Origin of the sequence: Gluconobacter sp., from assembly GCF_047723935.1 — a bacterium.
Taxonomy (GTDB): Bacteria; Pseudomonadota; Alphaproteobacteria; order Acetobacterales; family Acetobacteraceae; genus Gluconobacter.
In genome coordinates, this window is record NZ_JBDOBO010000027.1 from 1 (window position 1) to 16,766 (window position 16,766).

Annotated in this window: 17 protein-coding genes; 10 read left to right on the forward strand and 7 right to left on the reverse strand. The window is 56.0% G+C overall.

Annotation, left to right across the window (positions count from 1 at the left end):
* Positions 1-83: 83 nt before the first annotated feature.
* From ABF979_RS10040 to ABF979_RS10050, 3 genes are read right to left on the reverse strand one after another with little or no spacing between them, the layout of a single operon-like run.
* Complete coding sequence (locus tag ABF979_RS10040; RefSeq protein WP_415559521.1) at positions 84-713, reverse strand: phosphoribosylanthranilate isomerase; 630 nt, start codon at positions 711-713, stop codon at positions 84-86.
* Positions 710-1,420 carry an orotidine-5'-phosphate decarboxylase gene (pyrF, locus tag ABF979_RS10045; protein ID WP_415559523.1) on the reverse strand — a complete coding sequence of 237 codons (711 nt, stop codon included), beginning with the start codon at positions 1,418-1,420 and terminating at the stop codon, positions 710-712. Before pyrF ends, ABF979_RS10040 begins: the two co-directional genes overlap by 4 nt.
* 8 nt (positions 1,421-1,428) lie before the next feature.
* Positions 1,429-1,764, reverse strand: a complete 336-nt coding sequence (locus ABF979_RS10050; protein ID WP_046901703.1) for a lipopolysaccharide assembly protein LapA domain-containing protein — start codon at positions 1,762-1,764, stop codon at positions 1,429-1,431.
* 583 nt (positions 1,765-2,347) lie between these two features.
* Here ABF979_RS10050 and ABF979_RS10055 point away from each other — a divergent pair.
* Genes ABF979_RS10055 through ABF979_RS10075 form a run of 5 tightly spaced genes read left to right on the forward strand, consistent with a single transcriptional unit; the run spans position 2,348 to position 9,238 of the window.
* Positions 2,348-2,863 carry a protein-export chaperone SecB gene (locus tag ABF979_RS10055; RefSeq protein WP_415559525.1) on the forward strand — a complete coding sequence of 172 codons (516 nt, stop codon included), beginning with the start codon at positions 2,348-2,350 and terminating at the stop codon, positions 2,861-2,863.
* Positions 2,864-2,913: 50 nt separating this feature from the next.
* Positions 2,914-6,114, forward strand: a complete 3,201-nt coding sequence (locus ABF979_RS10060; RefSeq protein ID WP_415559527.1) for a glycosyltransferase — start codon at positions 2,914-2,916, stop codon at positions 6,112-6,114.
* 4 nt (positions 6,115-6,118) lie between these two features.
* The gene (locus ABF979_RS10065) at positions 6,119-7,540 is read left to right on the forward strand and encodes a M20/M25/M40 family metallo-hydrolase (protein WP_415559528.1); all 1,422 of its coding nucleotides are present in this window, start codon (positions 6,119-6,121) and stop codon (positions 7,538-7,540) included.
* Between the two features lies 1 nt (position 7,541).
* Positions 7,542-8,540: a 4-hydroxythreonine-4-phosphate dehydrogenase PdxA gene (gene pdxA, locus ABF979_RS10070; protein WP_415559530.1), complete on the forward strand. Its 999-nt coding sequence runs from the start codon at positions 7,542-7,544 to the stop codon at positions 8,538-8,540.
* Positions 8,537-9,238: a pyridoxine 5'-phosphate synthase gene (locus tag ABF979_RS10075; protein ID WP_086633223.1), complete on the forward strand. Its 702-nt coding sequence runs from the start codon at positions 8,537-8,539 to the stop codon at positions 9,236-9,238. Before pdxA ends, ABF979_RS10075 begins: the two co-directional genes overlap by 4 nt.
* 33 nt (positions 9,239-9,271) lie before the next feature.
* Here ABF979_RS10075 and ABF979_RS10080 read toward each other — a convergent pair whose 3' ends face one another.
* On the reverse strand, positions 9,272-9,871 hold the full coding sequence (locus tag ABF979_RS10080; RefSeq protein WP_202207579.1) for a hypothetical protein: 600 nt from the start codon (positions 9,869-9,871) through the stop codon (positions 9,272-9,274).
* 189 nt (positions 9,872-10,060) lie between these two features.
* On the opposite strand from ABF979_RS10080, the gene ABF979_RS10085 reads away from it, so the two are divergent.
* Positions 10,061-10,285: a DUF3126 family protein gene (locus tag ABF979_RS10085; protein ID WP_215750442.1), complete on the forward strand. Its 225-nt coding sequence runs from the start codon at positions 10,061-10,063 to the stop codon at positions 10,283-10,285.
* An 11-nt stretch (positions 10,286-10,296) separates the two neighbouring features.
* On the opposite strand, the gene ABF979_RS10090 is transcribed toward ABF979_RS10085, so the two are convergent.
* Entirely contained in the window at positions 10,297-10,830 is a 534-nt protein-coding gene (locus ABF979_RS10090) for a DUF2939 domain-containing protein (protein ID WP_415559533.1), read from the reverse strand.
* Positions 10,831-10,927: 97 nt separating this feature from the next.
* Between ABF979_RS10090 and ABF979_RS10095 the strand changes: the two genes are divergently transcribed.
* The 4 genes from ABF979_RS10095 to pyk all read left to right on the forward strand — a co-directional run bounded on the left by ABF979_RS10095 (position 10,928) and on the right by pyk (position 14,539).
* Positions 10,928-11,701, forward strand: a complete 774-nt coding sequence (locus ABF979_RS10095; protein WP_415559535.1) for a HesA/MoeB/ThiF family protein — start codon at positions 10,928-10,930, stop codon at positions 11,699-11,701.
* On the forward strand, positions 11,698-12,075 hold the full coding sequence (locus ABF979_RS10100) for a hypothetical protein (protein WP_415559537.1): 378 nt from the start codon (positions 11,698-11,700) through the stop codon (positions 12,073-12,075). The genes ABF979_RS10095 and ABF979_RS10100 overlap by 4 nt, the downstream gene beginning before the upstream one ends.
* A gap of 79 nt (positions 12,076-12,154) precedes the next feature.
* On the forward strand, positions 12,155-13,084 hold the full coding sequence (locus tag ABF979_RS10105) for an SH3 domain-containing protein (RefSeq protein WP_415559539.1): 930 nt from the start codon (positions 12,155-12,157) through the stop codon (positions 13,082-13,084).
* A 24-nt stretch (positions 13,085-13,108) separates the two neighbouring features.
* Positions 13,109-14,539, forward strand: a complete 1,431-nt coding sequence (pyk, locus tag ABF979_RS10110; protein ID WP_415559540.1) for a pyruvate kinase — start codon at positions 13,109-13,111, stop codon at positions 14,537-14,539.
* 51 nt (positions 14,540-14,590) lie between these two features.
* On the opposite strand, the gene ABF979_RS10115 is transcribed toward pyk, so the two are convergent.
* Together ABF979_RS10115 and ABF979_RS10120 are read right to left on the reverse strand one after the other, a co-directional pair.
* Positions 14,591-15,469, reverse strand: coding sequence for a prephenate dehydrogenase/arogenate dehydrogenase family protein (locus ABF979_RS10115; protein ID WP_415559542.1), 879 nt, complete (start codon positions 15,467-15,469; stop codon positions 14,591-14,593).
* Positions 15,469-16,638, reverse strand: coding sequence for a lysylphosphatidylglycerol synthase domain-containing protein (locus tag ABF979_RS10120; protein WP_415559544.1), 1,170 nt, complete (start codon positions 16,636-16,638; stop codon positions 15,469-15,471). Before ABF979_RS10120 ends, ABF979_RS10115 begins: the two co-directional genes overlap by 1 nt.
* Positions 16,639-16,766: the final 128 nt, after the last annotated feature.

Sequence of the window (16,766 nt, forward strand, 5' to 3'; positions counted from 1 at the left end):
ACGCTTTCCAAGCGTGCGCCTTAAGCCGCTCGGCCATCTCTCCTGTCGAGCGAGGTGGTGTTTACGAAAGGTCTGTTTGAAGATCAACCCCTTATGCGGGCTTTTTCGACAAATTGCTCAATTAATTTGTGAGATTTTTCGCCCGCCTGCCTTTCAACGCCGGAAGACACATCCACAGCGGGCGCCGAACTGGCGTTCAGAGCCTCCTGAACGTTGAACGGCGTTAGTCCTCCAGCAAGCATCCAGAAAGCGGGAGCTTTCCACTTCCGGGTCAAGGTCCAGTCAAATGTTCGCCCGAGACCGCCTGGGCGATCATCTCCAGCCTGCTTGGGGGCTTCAATGACATACCCGTCAACATCAGCCTGAATGGGGAGATCAGAGAATGACTTCACCCCGCGCGCTAACCAGACGGGAAGTCCAAATCGACTTCTGATTTCTTTCGCACGTTCAACTGAATCGTAAATCTGCAAAACATTGAGCGGCACTGTTTGCAAGGTACGCTCAATTGTCCTGTCGTCGGCTTTGACGAACAATCCTACGCGGGAGGGCGCAAGGACGTCTGACACACTCTCATGCAGCAGACGCGCTTGCTCCGGCAATACATACCGTGGTGATGCGGGGTGAAAGACAAACCCAACCCAATCTACAGCTAAGCTAGCGCAAAGCCGCATTGTCTCTACATCTCGCACACCACAGATTTTGACTTTCGTCATACGCTCGCAAGCTCAGCCATAATAGCCGCTGCAGCTTTTGCGGGGTTTGGCGAACGCGTGATCGGGCGCCCCACAACAATCCAGTCTGCCCCGGCTTGCGCCGCCTGCGCAGGCGTCATGATGCGCTTCTGGTCATTGGAAGCGCTACCTTCGGGCCGAATGCCGGGAACAACCAAAACCGGATCATCGCCCAAAGCGTCTCGCAAGAGAGCAATCTCATGTGCCGAACATACAAGGCCATCCGCACCGGCACGAATGGCCAGTTTGCCAAGACGCAGAACCTGTTCCCGTGGCGTAGCCTCAACACCGGTTTCTCTGAGCCCGGCTTCATCCATGCTCGTCAGAACAGTTACGGCTAGCAGTTTGGGGCGCTTTTCGTCATTCGGAAAAGCCTGCTCCAAGGCTTCGCGGGACCGTGAGATCATCTCGGTGCCGCCACAGGCGTGAATTGTCGTCAGGGCAGGGCGCAATGGCGCCAATGCAGACAGTCCCGAAGCTACAGTATTGGGAATATCATGCAGTTTGAGATCCAGAAACAACTCATGCCCGGCAGACACGGACTTCACGGCATCCAGACCACAGGCATACGTAAACTCGAGGCCAAGCTTGATGGCATCAACAGCATGCCCAAGACTTGAAGACCATTCTTCGGCCTGCGTTCGGCTGTTTGTATCAAAAGCGGCAATCAGCCGGGTGCGCTTGGTCATGGGTGAAGTCAGATCCGGTTTTCAGGTGAGGGGACTGTTGTGGGGGCAGCCGCAACGGGAGGCGTTTGCAGGCGATCAAGGCGCTGATGAAGCTCCACCAACTGGCTTTCCAGTGTACGGACATGTGCCTCGGAACGACGGGCCCTGGAGCGTTGACGGAATTCGCCCACCCAACCGGTAAGAAACCCGAAGATCAGCCCCACGACACCAATGCCCAGCGCGAGCGTGCCTACTGAAAGATGCCAGCCAAAAGAGATCAGCCAGATCGGCTCCAGATCAGTGTTGCTCAAGGCGAACACGATCAGTACGGCCAGAAAGATGACGATAAAAAGAAGTCTCAGCATAGGAATGTCCTATTCGTGCTGCCCATGGCGCAAAAAGCGCACCATGGGAGGATTGATTTCCTGTCAGCACTCATGATGTGCTTGCGTTTGGAACATAACCAAGCACCGATGCTGACGTTCCTTTAAGGCGATAACATTCTCAGCGCCTCACTGAAAGGGAGAGCTGTGTCCGAAGTCATCCCCCTCCGACCGACACTTCCGAAAGCTGATCTTCTCTGGGCTGTCATTGCTTCGCAGGGAAGGCGCAAAGTCATCGCAGATGTTCATATGTCCCAGAAGACAGCTGAAGCTGACTGCCAATGGCGCACGGCTCAGGTCAGGACTTACTCGCGATTTCTCATCAGTGAACAGCAACCGCCGCCTGTGTATCACATCGAGCGCATACGCCGGGCCGAATTACCCAAACGATGGGCGCCGTTGCCAGCTTTGGGAATGCTCCGGGGGAGGTTCATTTGAGATTAGCTGAAAGTGTTGCCGGGTAGCCAAAATGCCGCCCTCATGACACAAGACTGTTTCAGACATGTTGCTGCGCTTTCAGACGACTACGCAGGACACCGTGCATAGCTTACAAGGTAAGGTCAGGATGAACGATCACGATCACGCAGACACACTTCAGGGCGCTTCGGGCGTTTCTGCAAGCCCGGCTGCTGCCCCTACACTCGTCCTTGGCTCTCAATACCTTCGCACACTGTCCATCGACGTACAGAATACGCCTGACATCTATCGCGATATTTCCGGTGAGCCCCATATCGGGATGACGGTAGACGTAACCGCCCGGCAGCTTCCGGGAGGGCACCCGAATTTTGAAGTCACCCTCGTGATCCGTGCACAGGGTCTGGATGCTCCGCAGTCAGCTACTCATAACTCACGCACCCTGTACGAACTCCAGATCGCATATGCTGGTCTGTTCGCCCTCTCCGGGCTCGTCACGCAGGCAGACGTCGAACCTCTGCTACTGGTCAATGCTCCAGGGTATCTGTTCCCGTCTGCAAGAATGATCCTGCTTAATACGATCCGGGAAGCTGGATTTCCTGTCGGCAATATCCAGCCAATCAACTTCCATGACCTCTGGCAGAGCCGCCGCACTCAGCAGAAATGAGATATCGACAGGTCCTGAAGTAAGAGTTTCGCGCAGAAGAGACGGTCCGCATGAGCTTGAAAGACTACATCCTAGCTTCCCCGGCTTTTTCCGGCAGCCGTCCTCCCGTGTGGGGACGCTTTGATGCGGAATGGTATCGGACACGCTACGCCCACATTCTGCGCGAAGAAAAGCTTCTCAATGATGATAATCTGCCCCTCAACCTCAGCAATGAGGCTATGGAAAATCATTGGCTTGAGACGGGGGCCAGTAAAGGCCTTTCTCCAAACCGCTTCTTCGATGAAGAGTGGTATCTCCGCCAAAATCCAGACGTGCGAGACGGGATAAGCTATGGCGTCTTTAGCTGTGGCTTTCTGCATTATTGTGAAAGCGGTTTTCGCAGCCGCTCACCGCATTGGCTGTTCTCAGAAACTGATTACTTCAGTCGCAATCCGGATCTAAGCCTGCCAGTTCTGATCTCGCAGGGTTTCAGCAACGGATATGACCATTACCTGACCGATGGGGAACACGAGCACAGACAGGCGCATCCTTTCTTTGAAACCTCTGTTTTCCGTATGGCAAGCCTGAGCCGGGGCCTGTCATATGATTATGGAAAAGGCGATTTCAGACAGTTCCTGATGTCATCGGAGGCTGGCCTATGCCGCAGTTCCTGGTATTTTGATCCGGAGTGGTATCTTGCTACCTATCCAGAAGTCGCAAAAGCCGTGGAGCAGGGTCTCTTTCTCAATGCTCTTCACCATTACCTGACAAATTCAAATCCGGTCGCTTACAATCCGAATCAATGGTTCAGCGAAGCACATTATGCCCAGCTTTATCCGGATGTTGCAGCTATCGTTGCGGATGGCGGCTTCCGAAATGGGTATGAGCATTTCATCCGGTTTGGCGCACGAGAAATGCGCATCCCGCAGACAGGCGTGGATTTACAGGCATTTGCACACAAACCTGGAGTTCAGCGAAAGCTGAGAGAACGGCATTTCAGGGATATTTTCGCATTGTGGGTGCAGTCACAGAGCACCCTCGGTGTGACGGAAGATATTCCGGATGCTTCAACAGAGCAGTACCAGAATCTGGACCTGAAGCGCGCAGAAACACTGATTCCGTCCATCGTCCGGGCTCCCCTCGATTTCCGCCTCATTCGGCCCCCGGAAGTCAGTGTCATCATCCCGGTTGCCAATCAGTTCCTAGACACGCTCTCCAGTCTCGCAGCACTGCACGCAAATGGCCCAGGAGTGGTCGAGGTCATTATTGTTGATGCAGGATCGACAGATGAGACGGCACAGATCGAGCGGTTTGTAAAAGGTATCCGCGTCCTGCGTCCGTCTTTTCGGGCAAGTAGCAGCGAACAGGTCAATCTAGGCGTAGAAGCAGCACGTGCACCCATCGTTCTTCTCATGGAACCAGGGACGCAGCCTTTTCCGGGCTCTCTTAAAGCCGCACTGCAGGCTTTTAACTCTCCGGACATCTGGGCCGTTGGTGGCCAGTCCCTTGGCCTTGACGGACGCGTGCTGGAAGCCGGAACAATCGTATGGCGCGATGCCTCAACGTTGCGCTTTGGCACGGGAGTCAAAGCAAACGAACCCGCAATTGGCTTCTGCCGTCAGGTAGATGCCATTTCGGTCGGAATGATGCTCTGCAGACGAGAAAGGCTCGCGGAATGCGGCAGCATTGACCAGAACTGCATTGGTTCAGAAGCCCGACTGCTTTCTCTCTGCCTGGCGCTACGTCAAGGTGGCGGGAAAATTGTCTACGATCCTTCAATTCTGGATCGCACCAGACCGCCCAGCGCACTTCCTTCAGACTTCCTGAAACGCAATCAGGACTGGCTGCGCCGTCGCTTCTCGTCTCTGCTGTCACGGCATCCCATGCAGGGAAGCTCCCTGTTCAAAGCCCGCTTTGCATCAGGTGTTCCTACAGTTCTCTTCCTGTGCGACCGACTTCCACATCGCTCGCTGGGTTCTCCCCATCTGCGACGTCAAGACCTTGTTCTGGCCCTCAGCCAGAAAGGGCACCACGTTACGGTCTTTCCGATAGATGGAGATGTCACGGATACCGTAACAACCGCTCTGGATTTTCCGGCCAACGTCGAAATCATGAACGACAGCGATATTTCTGAGCTGTCTGATTTCCTGCGCGATCGCAGCGGATCTTTTGATATGATCTGGGTAAGTGGTAGCAGCGCGCTCCGACGCACTGCTGCGATTTTACGCGCACATGCCGCCACTCTCCCTGAGCTGAATATTGTGCTGGATCTGGACGGGACACAGGCGGAGGAGACCTATCTTCGAAGGAGGGTTGGAGCAGTTGATGATCATGAGCAGCTGCTTGATGATCTTGATCAGGAACTGACAGATGCCTGGATGTGCCAGGCTCTGGTGACCAGCCATAAGACGGAGGCAGAAAGCCTCCGTCAGCTTGGTTATGGGAATGTACGGGAACTAGAGCAGTTTCCGATCACATCCTCTGCAATGGCTCCTGGTTTTAATGAACGCTCAGGTATTCTATTTGCTCTACCCGTACAGGATGCGGGAAACGCAGTGCATGACGGCCTGAACTGGTTCATGCTCGACGTTATTCAGAAACTGGAAGGGCGACTGCCACCAGAGGCAACCGTTCTGATGGCCGGGCACCGAGGGGACAATGTCGATCTGACGCCCTATACCCGCGCATCGCACGTCGAACCGCTGCCTTCACTGACAAACATGAACGCTCTGTATCGTTCACGGCGCATTCTGATTGACTCTTCACGCGTCATGAGTGCTTCTGCCAAAGAAATTCTTGAGGCGGCTGCAGCAGGCCTGCCTGCAATTTTGACAGAAACAACGCGTGCACATCTCAACTGGGAAGATGGAAAAGACTGTCTGTCTGGCGGTTTCTGTGACCCTGACAAATTTGCTGACGCGATCGTACGCCTGTATCAGGATGAAACGCTCTGGAATGACATCAGCAGCCATGCCCGTAAGTCTGTTTTGGACGCGCCCAGGTCAGCACGTTTCGACCAGCAGCTCGACAGCATTCTGGCATTGGCAAGCGGAAAAGATGCTTTGCCGCTTCAGACCCATCCCCCACGCATGATCCGGCAAAACAAACCTGCAGGACCAATTGCACCTGCTCCTATCCGCCTGCAACCGCGTAAAATATCTGACACTCCCGCACCCTCAGCCCTCTCCGATGAGGACGATTACGGCGAGACGCCTGCTTCAGTCACGCTCTCCCCCCGCGTCGGAATTTCATTACCGCTTTCGGAACTTTGACCTAATGACGACCACTTCTCACACTTCCGCTCTGGACGCTGTCCTCTCACATATCGACACGACGCTTGATGCTTCTGTTGAACGACTTTTCAGCCTTCTGCGGATCCCCAGCATCTCTACGCAGCCATCACACGCTGCGGATTGCCGCAAAGCCGCGGAGTGGCTTCGGGCTGATATGGCAAGCATGGGTCTGGCCGCAGATATACGCGAAGTACGCTGGGCAGCTCCCGGACATCCAATGGTCGTGGCTCATGATGCATCGCAGTCAGGCAAGCCGCATGTTTTGTTTTACGGTCATTATGACGTCCAGCCGACTGACCCGGAAAACCTCTGGAAAGCACCTCCATTCGAACCACGGCTTGTGGAAGAACCCTCTGGACGCAAGGTCATCGTGGCGCGCGGTGCCAGCGATGACAAAGGTCAGGTCATGACCTTCCTTGAGGCTTGCCGCGCCTGGAAAACCGTTCATGGGTCCATCCCGGTGCAGGTCAGTGTTCTGCTGGAAGGTGAGGAAGAGTGCGGGGGCAGCAATCTCCTGCCGTTTCTTCAGGAAAATGCTGCCGAGCTGACGGCCGACATCGCTTTGGTGTGCGACACCTCAATGGCGGACCGGCAGACCCCGGGTATTACGACCTCACTTCGAGGCATGATGGCAGAAGAAATCGTCATCGAATGTGCCTCTCATGACTTACATTCAGGCATCTACGGCAACGCCGCAGCCAATCCTATTGCCCTGTTATGTCAGATTCTGGCTTCACTTCGCGATGCTGACGGACGTGTAACACTTCCTGGGTTCTACAACGGCATTCAGGACCCGTCCCCAGAGACGCGCGCACAATGGAAAACACTGTTTCCAGATGATGCGGCCCTACTGGAAGAAGCTGGCCTATCCGTCGCGGCCGGGGAAAAAGGCTATACCGCCATTGAGCAGACCTGGTGCCGCCCAAGTTGCGAAATTAACGGTATTTCTGGCGGATACGAAGGCGAGGGCTTCAAGACAGTCCTTCCCGCAAAAGCAATGGCAAAAGTGTCCTTCCGGCTTGTGCCGGGGCAGGACCCGGACAAAATCCGCGAAACCTTCCGCTCGCATGTGAATGCTGCCCTGCCAGCAGACGCCAAGGTCACATTTACGGCGCATGGCGGCTCACCAGGCTTTGAAGTCTCCCGTGACAGTCGCTTTCTTGCTCCCACACTGAAAGCTCTAACTGATGAATGGGGCATCCCCGCCGCTACGATCGGCTGCGGTGGGTCCATCCCAGTGGCTGGCGAAGTACGGGATGCGCTAGGACTGGATGCACTCATGGTTGGCTTCGCACAATCTGATGACCGTATTCACTCTCCCAATGAGCAATATGGCCTGGACTCTTTCCACAAAGGTGTGAGGTCCTGGGCGCGTATCATTGCTTCCCTCGCAGACGCAGGCTGACATGAACGCTCCGATTGCCCTGACCCTCGGTGATCCGGCTGGGATAGGGCCGGAGCTGGCCGCCCTGGCCTGGACGGCCCTGCGAGAAACGGGGCCAACTTTCTTCTGGCTTGGTGATCCAGCGCTTCTCAACAACGCGATACCCTTCAAGCTGATTGAAGGGCCGGAAGATGCTCACAGCGTGTTTTCCGGTGCCCTGCCTGTAGTACCCGTTGAATGTTTGGCTCCCGTCGTCCCTGGGAAGCCGGATTCACGCAATGCCGCCGCAGTCATTGCGAGCATTGAACAGGCCGTACGATATGTTCAGAGCGGGCAGGCAGCAGGCATCACGACCAACCCGATTGCCAAGCATATTCTGGCCTCAGCAGGATTTTCCTTTCCCGGGCACACAGAATTTCTGGCGGCGCTCTGCCACCGCGATGGGCAGGAAGTCATGATGCTGGCATCCCCTCACCTTAGGGTTGTGCCCGTGACGATCCATGTGTCTCTGCGCCACGCAATCGAAAGCCTGACCACCGAGCGGATTGTTGCGGTCACCCTCGCCACGCACAAAGCTTTACAGAGTGACTTTGGTATCACTCAGCCCCGCCTGGCTATCGCTGGCCTAAACCCCCATGCGGGCGAAGAGGGCATGATGGGCACGGAAGAAAAAACAATCATCGGCCCAGCTATAGCCATATTGAAGTCCCAAGGACTGACCGTGATGGGTCCGTTCCCACCAGACACAATGTTCAGCGCAACAGCGAGGCCGGGCTATGACGCAGCTATCTGTATGTATCATGATCAGGCCCTTATTCCCCTGAAAACGCTTGATATGGCTGAGGGCGTGAACGTCACCATTGGCTTGCCGATTATCAGGACGTCTCCAGATCACGGCACTGCCTTCGATATTGCGGGGCCGGTAGGACGTTCAGACAGTCAGGTTGATCCATCCAGCCTTCTCGCAGCACTCAGACTGGCAGATTCCATGTCCCGTCATAAAAAGGGAGACAACCGATGATTCGGCTTGGTGTTAATATCGATCATGTTGCCACTCTGCGAAATGCACGCGGCGATGCTTACCCAGACCCTGTAGAAGCCGCGAAGCTTGCCCTTAAATGGGGAGGAGACGGCATTACAGCGCATCTTCGGGAAGATCGTCGACACATCCGTGACGCAGACATGCCACGCCTCAAGGCACTCGCAGCACCGTTGAATTTCGAGATGGCTGCAACGCAGGAAATGGTTCGGATCGCTTGCCTGTTGAAGCCCCACGCATGCTGTCTGGTTCCGGAAAAGCGTACGGAAGTGACGACAGAAGGCGGTCTGGACGTCGCAGGCCATCGCGAAGTGCTGGCCCCGCGGATTGCGCGCCTGAAAGACGCGGGTATTCGGGTCTCTCTGTTCATCGATCCGGATCAGCGCCAGATCGAAGCTTCGGCGGAGCTTGGTGCAGCGGTTGTGGAGCTTCACACAGGCGCTTATGCCCATAACAAGCCTGGAGAACTTGAGCGCCTTCAGCATGCTGCCGGAATCGTCACAGACTGCGGACTGGAACTCCATGCCGGTCACGGTCTGACTTATGACAACGTAACGCCTGTTGCCAAACTTCCGGGATTGGCTGAGCTGAATATCGGGCATTTCCTGATCAGCCAGGCGGTTTTCGATGGCTTGGGTCCAGCCGTTCGTAAAATGAAATATCTGATCAACTGCCCATAAAAAAAGCCGGGATAAATCCCGGCTTTTTCGTTCTTACTTGGCGGGCTGAATAACCGACTGTGTCTTGTCGTCGGTGAATTTCGGCACATATTTTCCGGACTGGTCGGAGTATGTTGCCGAGGTGCTCTGTGCCGGTGTTGCCGGTGGGTGGAAGGCCGAGACCGGACCGAATGGACCTGCATTTACGCGATGCATCGTCGACTCTCTCTGGCGAGCACAGCCCCGGGTGATGATGGAGCAAATACCATCAGTACCGATATATTCGTCGTCATTTCCTGTGTAATGCACTTCGGAAACACGATCATGGTCCAGTCGAAGGACCATACGGCAAGTTGTGCCGCCGCCGCCAAAAGCAGACTGATAAATGCTGATAATGGACTGTGCAGGAATCAGACCTGAATCAGAAGAAATGGTAGGAGTGCTCTGCGTACCATCGTACTGCCAGATCTCTGTCGTATCGTTAAGCTTCTTGGTGCTTCCTGGAAGACCAGCACAGGCCTGAAGATCGTATCCGGTCATACCGACCATCTCGAACTGAGCCTTGTGAGCGTTACGGGAATCAAAATAACCGCATCCGGAAAGAGCTGCCGTTGTGACGAGAGCTCCGAGTGTACGGAAGAGGAAGGGGCGCATTCTGTCTCCTTTGCGCGGGGTCAGGATGAACTGCCCTACACCATTCCGGACAGGACCGAATGGACAGGGCAAAATAAGAAGAGCCCGGTTTCTACAACACGAAACCCATTCAGGGTAGGGGAGACGGGTTCCTTTAAGGGTAACGATGAGCTACAGGGCAAGACCTTGCCAAACACAGGAGTGCCACTCATGGCCGATATGACCCCTTCCGAAGTGACACGCCTTCAAACGACGCTGCAGCGTCTTCTAGGATCGCCAAAGCTCGCAGTCGTTAAGCCTGCACGTAAGGGAATGAGTGTTGAACTTGCCGTTTCAGGCGAAGTTATCGGCACGGTCCATCGTGACGAAGATGAAGGCGAAGTCTCATACGCCATTCACATCACAGTTCTTGAGGAAGATCTTCCTCCGGCCTGAACGGCCCTTGTTCAGGAGCGTGGGGCAGACTGCGGCAGTTCAAATCGCGTGATTTTCCAGCCCCAGTGCTCGAACTTCATGTGAAGGACGAATGGAGTCTGCCCTGGCTGGTCCACCTGAGCCTCAAACTTGTTCAGGCTCACGAAGTGAGCGTGCAGGCCACCAAGTACTGGCCAGCCACCACTGGAAGAATACCCGGAAGATCCCGCAGGCATCAGCTGACGCGCTGTCGTCATAAGAGTAGCGGGAGAAAGCTCCGTATCAATCGCGTTCGATATCGCATTGCCAGCAAAAGAGCTGCCAAAATCCGGCAGATCATCGTCTGAGGCAGGGGCGGGTGGCCTGAACTGCTCCTTGAGGGAATGTGTCAGGGAACTCCAGTCCACATGAGGGATCAGGCGCGCAGGGTTATTGCCCTTCATGGCGCGATCAATATCCCACAATGCCAGAAACGGGGAAACAGCGTAGGCCGCCAGCACGGCCCCCGCTGTAACACCCAGTCCTTGCCGGGCTCGGTATGATATTTTCCAGAAAGAATTTTTCACGCTCAAGCCTCCGCACAAACCCTGAAAATCAGGAGAAGGTGGACATCTGTGAATCTAACGTCTTTCCGTCTGAAAAGTCAGCAATTATCTTGTCCTGATGAACCTTGATTTTTCTGATGCCGAACTTGAGCGATATTCCCGTCATATTCTGCTCCCGCAGGTGGGGGCCATTGGGCAGGCGCGGGTCAGGCAAGCCTCGGTCCTGATTGTGGGAGCAGGAGGGCTGGGGGCTCCTCTTGCACAACAACTGGCTGCATCCGGCGTTGGGCATATCGGCCTGATGGACTACGACCATCTGGAGCTCAGCAACCTTCAACGGCAGGTTCTCTACACGACGCAAGACATTGGACGCCCAAAGGCTGAAGTGGCCACCGAGAGACTTACCGCGCTCAATCCGCTATCTCGCGTCACAGCACATTGTCTGCGCGCCACAGCAGATACACTGAACGAACTTGTTCCGCACTACGACCTGATTTGCGATGGCACCGATAACTTTGAGACGCGCCTTGCAGTCTCTGATGCCTGCGTAAAGCATGGACGAACACTAGTATCAGGCGCTGTTCAGGGTTTTTCAGGACAGTTAGCCGTCTTCCGGCCCCAGACCGGGGGACCCTGCTATCGTTGCCTTTTCCCTGAAGCTGCTCAGACTGAAGCACCAACATGCGGACAGTCCGGCGTTCTGGGTGCCGCAACAGGCGTCATGGGAAGTCTGATGGCCGTTGAGGTCATGCGGGAACTTATGCAACTCGAGGGGCGGGAAGAAACACGCCTCATGATCTGGGATGCTCTGGGCGCGACCATGCGGAGCTTTGCCTTGGCCAGGGACCCTTCCTGTCCGGTCCACACCGATAACGAAAGCAAACCGGCATGAAACCCCCTCTGTTCCTGACACTGGCGGACGATTCCTGGCAGCGCGCTCACTACGCGTTTATCGTGGCAGCCGGGATGCTCTCTCTGGGGCGCCCGGTTACAATTTTTGCAGGAGGCAAGAGCGTTCACGCCTTGGCAAAGGACTGGTCAGGTTTAACAGGGGTTATTTCCGATGATGAACTTGCCGCTCGCGGTGTCCCGGGTTTCAGTGAATTGCGTGACGCTTTGATCGAATTCGACGTAACACTCATGGCGTGTGAAACCGGACTTGCTCTGACGGGCCTCAAACCGGATGCCCTTATGGAAACCGTTTCCGTACGGGGTATTGTAACCTTTCTGGAGCAGGCGGGAGACCGCCCGATCACGGCACTATGAGTGTATGCCTTGGGACAATTCGACAGTTTTGTGATTTGGTGACTTGCCGAAACCTTCTACCCTTGGCAGGGATGCGGTCATGAGAACGCTTGTCACCCCTCTGTCCCGAACACTCCGTTGCCGTCGGTTTCTGCTGGCTGTCACGACTGGCACAGCTCTGCTGGCCGTCCATCCCGCAGAAGCACGTCACCACAAGCATGAGCACGCGGCGAAGGCTGATGCCTCTACTGCCAAGGCCTCTCATGCAAAAAAGAAGGCGGTGAAAGCCAAGAATGACAGTGCCGGGGCGGTCAAGGCACCTCACCATGCATCACATCACATCTCGGGCAAACATCTCGCCCCTGTAGCGGCGGCCGGAGCCGGAGCGGCAGCCGCAGCGGCCGTTACGAGTCAGCCCGCAACAGCGCAGGCAACGCCGGATGTCCCCTCCACAGACCCGACCGACAAGGGCAGCAACACGGGGCTACCTTTGCCTCGATATGCAGCTCTCCGCGCAGACAAGGTCTATATGCGGCGCGGCCCGGGCGATCGCTATCCCATCGACTGGGTTTATCATCGCCGCGGACTACCGGTTCAGATCGAGCGCGAATTCGATGTATGGCGGCTTGTCGAGGACTCCGACGGTCAAAAGGGATGGGTTCATCAGGCAACGCTTTATGGCAGCCGAACCTTCGTAATTCCGGGCCTCCCCCCTGAAGGCGTGAAAGCCCAGACAGGAGAGGCTTCCGCCAAGGACGGAGACCACATCGGCCGTGCAGATGCACGCGTTCTGGGTCACGTCGAGACGCAGGAAGAAGCCCGCGCGCATAAAAGTGATGTTCTCCTCATGAGCCATCCGGAGGAAGACAGTAGCGTGGTTGCTGTCCTCCAGCCGGGAACCGTAGGCAATATCAAGGCCTGCCCACAAAGTTCTCAATGGTGCCACGTGGTCGTCAAAGGCTACGAGGGATGGCTGCCACGTCGTCTGTTCTGGGGTCTTCTCCCAGGAGAGACGATTCAATCCAACTGATTTTTCTTGCGAGGACGCCAACATATGACATCCAGCTCCCATCATCGTCGCACGCGGATCGTCGCAACTCTTGGCCCGGCATCGTCCTCGCCTGAGATGATCCTTGCTCTGGCCGAAGCGGGGGTAAATGTCTTCCGTCTCAACTTCTCACACGGTGCACACGAAGACCATGGCGAGCGTCATGCCGCGATCCGTGCAGCAGAAGCAAAAGTTGGCCGACCACTCGCCATTCTTGCCGATCTTCAGGGCCCGAAACTGCGCGTTGGTGTTTTCGAGAATGGCCCGGTCATCCTTGAAGAAGGAAAGCCGTTCCGTCTGGATCTGGACAGAACGCCCGGCAACACAGACCGCGTCTGCCTGCCACACCCGGAGATCATTTCTGCCGCCAAGCCAGGCAGCCACCTCCTGCTGGATGATGGCAAGCTCAAGCTGCGCGTCGTCAATGTCATCGAAGGCGCTCTTGAAACGGAAGTTGTCATTGGTGGCAAGCTGTCTGAACGAAAGGGCGTGAACGTCCCTGACGTAACGCTTCCTATCCCGGCGCTGACAGAGAAAGATCGCAAGGACTTTGACTTTGCACTCTCTCTCGGTGTGGATTTCATTGCACTCTCCTTCGTGCAGCGGCCCGAAGACGTTGAAGAAGCGCGCAATATCGCCAAGGGCCGCGCAGCGATTGTGACGAAGCTCGAAAAGCCGCAGGCAATGGATGACCTGGAGCGGATCGTTCGTCTTTCAGACGCGATCATGGTCGCTCGTGGCGATCTTGGTGTCGAGCTTCCCCCGGAAGAAGTGCCCGTCGCTCAGAAGCGCGCTATTGCTGAGGCCCGTCGTCAGTGTCGTCCGGTGATCGTGGCGACACAGATGCTGGAAAGCATGATCGAAAGCCCAACGCCAACACGCGCCGAAGTTTCTGACGTTTCCAACGCCGTTTATGATGGCGCGGATGCTGTCATGCTTTCAGCGGAAAGTGCGGCTGGCAAGTATCCGATCGAAGCAGTTTCCATCATGGCGCGTATTGCGTCTCGTGTTGAGCAGGACGTCGAATGGCGTCTGCGCATGGACCGCTCCCGCCCGAAGCCGGAAGGGACGGTTCAGGACGCGATTGTTCAGGCCGCCTGGCAGGTTAGCACCGCGCTGAATGCCCGGACCATTGGCGTTCGGACCCAAGGCGGTGGTGGCGCCCTGCGCATGGCTCGTGAACGTCCTCACTGTCCGATCCTCGCCGTCACCCCTCATCAGGAAGTGGCTCGTAGACTCTGCGTTGTCTGGGGCGTCTTCCCTCAGGTCGTAGAGAAAGAGCATATTGCTCAGAGCATTGAGGAACTGGCTGCACCAACAGCCGCCATGGCACTGTCCATGAAGCTGTGCCGCAATGGGGACCATGTCATCGTTCTGGCTGGCCTGCCTTATGGCGTGGCTGGAAGCACAAATACCCTTCGCATTACAACGGCCTGATTTTAAATCATTTTCCCTTCCTGTGAGTTTTCTTGCAGGAAGGGAAAATACTCAGGCCTGTCGATTTTCAATCAGTGTGCGCCGGATGGCTCGACCTCGTTCAATCCGGCTCGTAATCGCTGTCTCATCACCTTCACGTATCGCCTGCGCCATGCCTTGAGCATCTGCGACGAAGCGATCCAGCGTCTCTAGCAGGACGTCCTTGTTGGCGATGAAGATATCTCGCCACATGACGGGATCAGAAGCCGCAATACGCGTGAAATCACGAAACCCCGACGCTGCATAATCGAGAACGGCTGCACGGATTTCTTCGGAAAGATTGTCCGCCGTATCGCAGATCGTGAAAGCCAACAGATGGGGAAGATGACTCACCATGGCGCAGATACGGTCATGCTTGTCATCAGGAAGAATTTTTGTGCGAGCGCCACAAAGCTCCCAGAGCTTCTGGATTTTCTCTATGGCTTGCTCGTTCGCACCCTCTGGAGGGATCAGCAGCGACCAGCGGTTCTCAAAAAGTGTTGCAAAACCAGCGTCTGGCCCTGAGTGCTCGGTTCCAGCCATAGGATGACCGGGAACATAATCCACACCAGCGGGCAGGAGGGCCTGTATTGTAGGTCCCAGCTTCCCGCGTACAGACGCGACATCCGTCAGAATCGCTCCCGGTCGCATGTGAGGCAGAATAGCGCGCGCCGTAGCCTCTACCGCCCCGACAGGAACGCAGATCATCACGCACTCAGCCTGCGCTGCCTGCGCCATATCGTCTGTAACGACGTCGGCGATCCCGAGCTCCCGTACACGCTCAAGAACAGCAGGATTGATATCAGCCGCGATCAGCGTTTCCGCCAGTGCGCCCATTTCCTTTGCGCGCCGCAGGACAGACGAGCCGATCAGTCCAGGGCCAATGACTGCCAGAGAACGAAAAAGCGGCATTACAGGGTCCGCGGCGCGGCTGCGAAAGCTGCGTCGTCCTCTTTTTCATTTTCACGATTTGATGATCCATCCTTGCTGACAGATCCAGTCATCGCGGTCGTTCTGGCTTTTTTCAGAACAGAAGAGACTGCGTCTTCATGCGAGCCGACAAGAGTGGCCCGTTCCTTCCGAAGACGATTCATCTCCACGACCTGCCACCCGAGAAGAACAGGGATGCCTATGAGGATGTCACGCCCGCGACGGAGCAGGGACAGACTAAGGGATATCTGTGAGTCTATTCCAAAAATCAGGCCAAGCGCGACATATGCTGCTTCCTGTACACCGAGGGCGGCCGGAACCAGAAAACCAGCTGACATGATTCCACACACCACTCCCTCAATGGCAAGTGCGGACAGAAACCCGACGTGGGCGCCCAAAAGCTCCAGAGCGGTCCATGTGGCGACTGCACCACCGACCCAGCAACTAAAATGAACGATTGCGCCAAGCATAATTCGATCCGGGCGCCCCCAGAGCGCTTCCAGGCGAGCCTGAAAGATGTCCGTATTTCCGATCAGGCTTTCTCGCCAGTCAGCGGCGATGTGGCGTCCGAAGAACGTGGCAGTTTTGCGGATCATGGACCCACCACGATGCTGCGTCCATATGAAGCCGGCAATCCCAAGAGACAGCAGCACCATGCCGCCCATCAGAGGCCAGATAAATCGCGCAGCTCCCTGATGGCCGACGAGGCAGAGAATCGCAACGAGAATAAAGGCAATCTGCCCCAGAACCTCTGTTGTGATGTCGACCAGATTGGCCGCCACACCTTCCGGCCAGTGCAGATCTTCACCATCGACGTCCCGAGCCTGATGCCCGGCCAGGGTCGCACGGACGCCAAGGACCATTCCGCCAAGCTGGGAAAAGGGCAGGCAGGCCCCAGCCGCATCGCGGACAAATCGCGCGCCCGTCAATCTTGCCAGACCGATCTGCGGTACTGCTGCCTTCCAGGCAAGGCCGAGACCTATATCCAGAACAAGCTGGATCAGCACCAGAAGGAAGAAACCTCCGACGCCAACTTTTCCAAGAGCTTCCATGACTGGCTGGATGCCTGCCTTGGCGGCAATGAATGTGAAAAGAGCCACACCCAGAAGGGAGAGAATAATAGGGAGAGTTTTTTTCAACGTCTTCGTCACATACCGTTCGCAACACGCTCTAACCCACAGCTCTGCAATATTCCAGCCTTGCAGACGCTTTCCCCCGAAAGCCACCGGCAGTATGGTGGCCGAAAAATTTCAACCTGTTGCTGATGAGCCGAGGAGAA

Coding starts and splice junctions, on each gene's coding strand:
- ABF979_RS10050 (WP_046901703.1), bottom strand. CDS start 1,764: ATGCTGAGACTTCTTTTTATCGTCATCTTTCTGGCCGTACTGATCGTG.
- ABF979_RS10095 (WP_415559535.1), top strand. CDS start 10,928: ATGAACCTTGATTTTTCTGATGCCGAACTTGAGCGATATTCCCGTCAT.
- ABF979_RS10080 (WP_202207579.1), bottom strand. CDS start 9,871: ATGCGCCCCTTCCTCTTCCGTACACTCGGAGCTCTCGTCACAACGGCA.
- pdxA (WP_415559530.1), top strand. CDS start 7,542: ATGAACGCTCCGATTGCCCTGACCCTCGGTGATCCGGCTGGGATAGGG.
- ABF979_RS10100 (WP_415559537.1), top strand. CDS start 11,698: ATGAAACCCCCTCTGTTCCTGACACTGGCGGACGATTCCTGGCAGCGC.
- ABF979_RS10115 (WP_415559542.1), bottom strand. CDS start 15,469: ATGCCGCTTTTTCGTTCTCTGGCAGTCATTGGCCCTGGACTGATCGGC.
- ABF979_RS10075 (WP_086633223.1), top strand. CDS start 8,537: ATGATTCGGCTTGGTGTTAATATCGATCATGTTGCCACTCTGCGAAAT.
- ABF979_RS10085 (WP_215750442.1), top strand. CDS start 10,061: ATGGCCGATATGACCCCTTCCGAAGTGACACGCCTTCAAACGACGCTG.
- ABF979_RS10105 (WP_415559539.1), top strand. CDS start 12,155: ATGAGAACGCTTGTCACCCCTCTGTCCCGAACACTCCGTTGCCGTCGG.
- ABF979_RS10060 (WP_415559527.1), top strand. CDS start 2,914: ATGAGCTTGAAAGACTACATCCTAGCTTCCCCGGCTTTTTCCGGCAGC.
- ABF979_RS10040 (WP_415559521.1), bottom strand. CDS start 713: ATGACGAAAGTCAAAATCTGTGGTGTGCGAGATGTAGAGACAATGCGG.
- ABF979_RS10065 (WP_415559528.1), top strand. CDS start 6,119: ATGACGACCACTTCTCACACTTCCGCTCTGGACGCTGTCCTCTCACAT.
- pyk (WP_415559540.1), top strand. CDS start 13,109: ATGACATCCAGCTCCCATCATCGTCGCACGCGGATCGTCGCAACTCTT.
- ABF979_RS10055 (WP_415559525.1), top strand. CDS start 2,348: ATGAACGATCACGATCACGCAGACACACTTCAGGGCGCTTCGGGCGTT.
- pyrF (WP_415559523.1), bottom strand. CDS start 1,420: ATGACCAAGCGCACCCGGCTGATTGCCGCTTTTGATACAAACAGCCGA.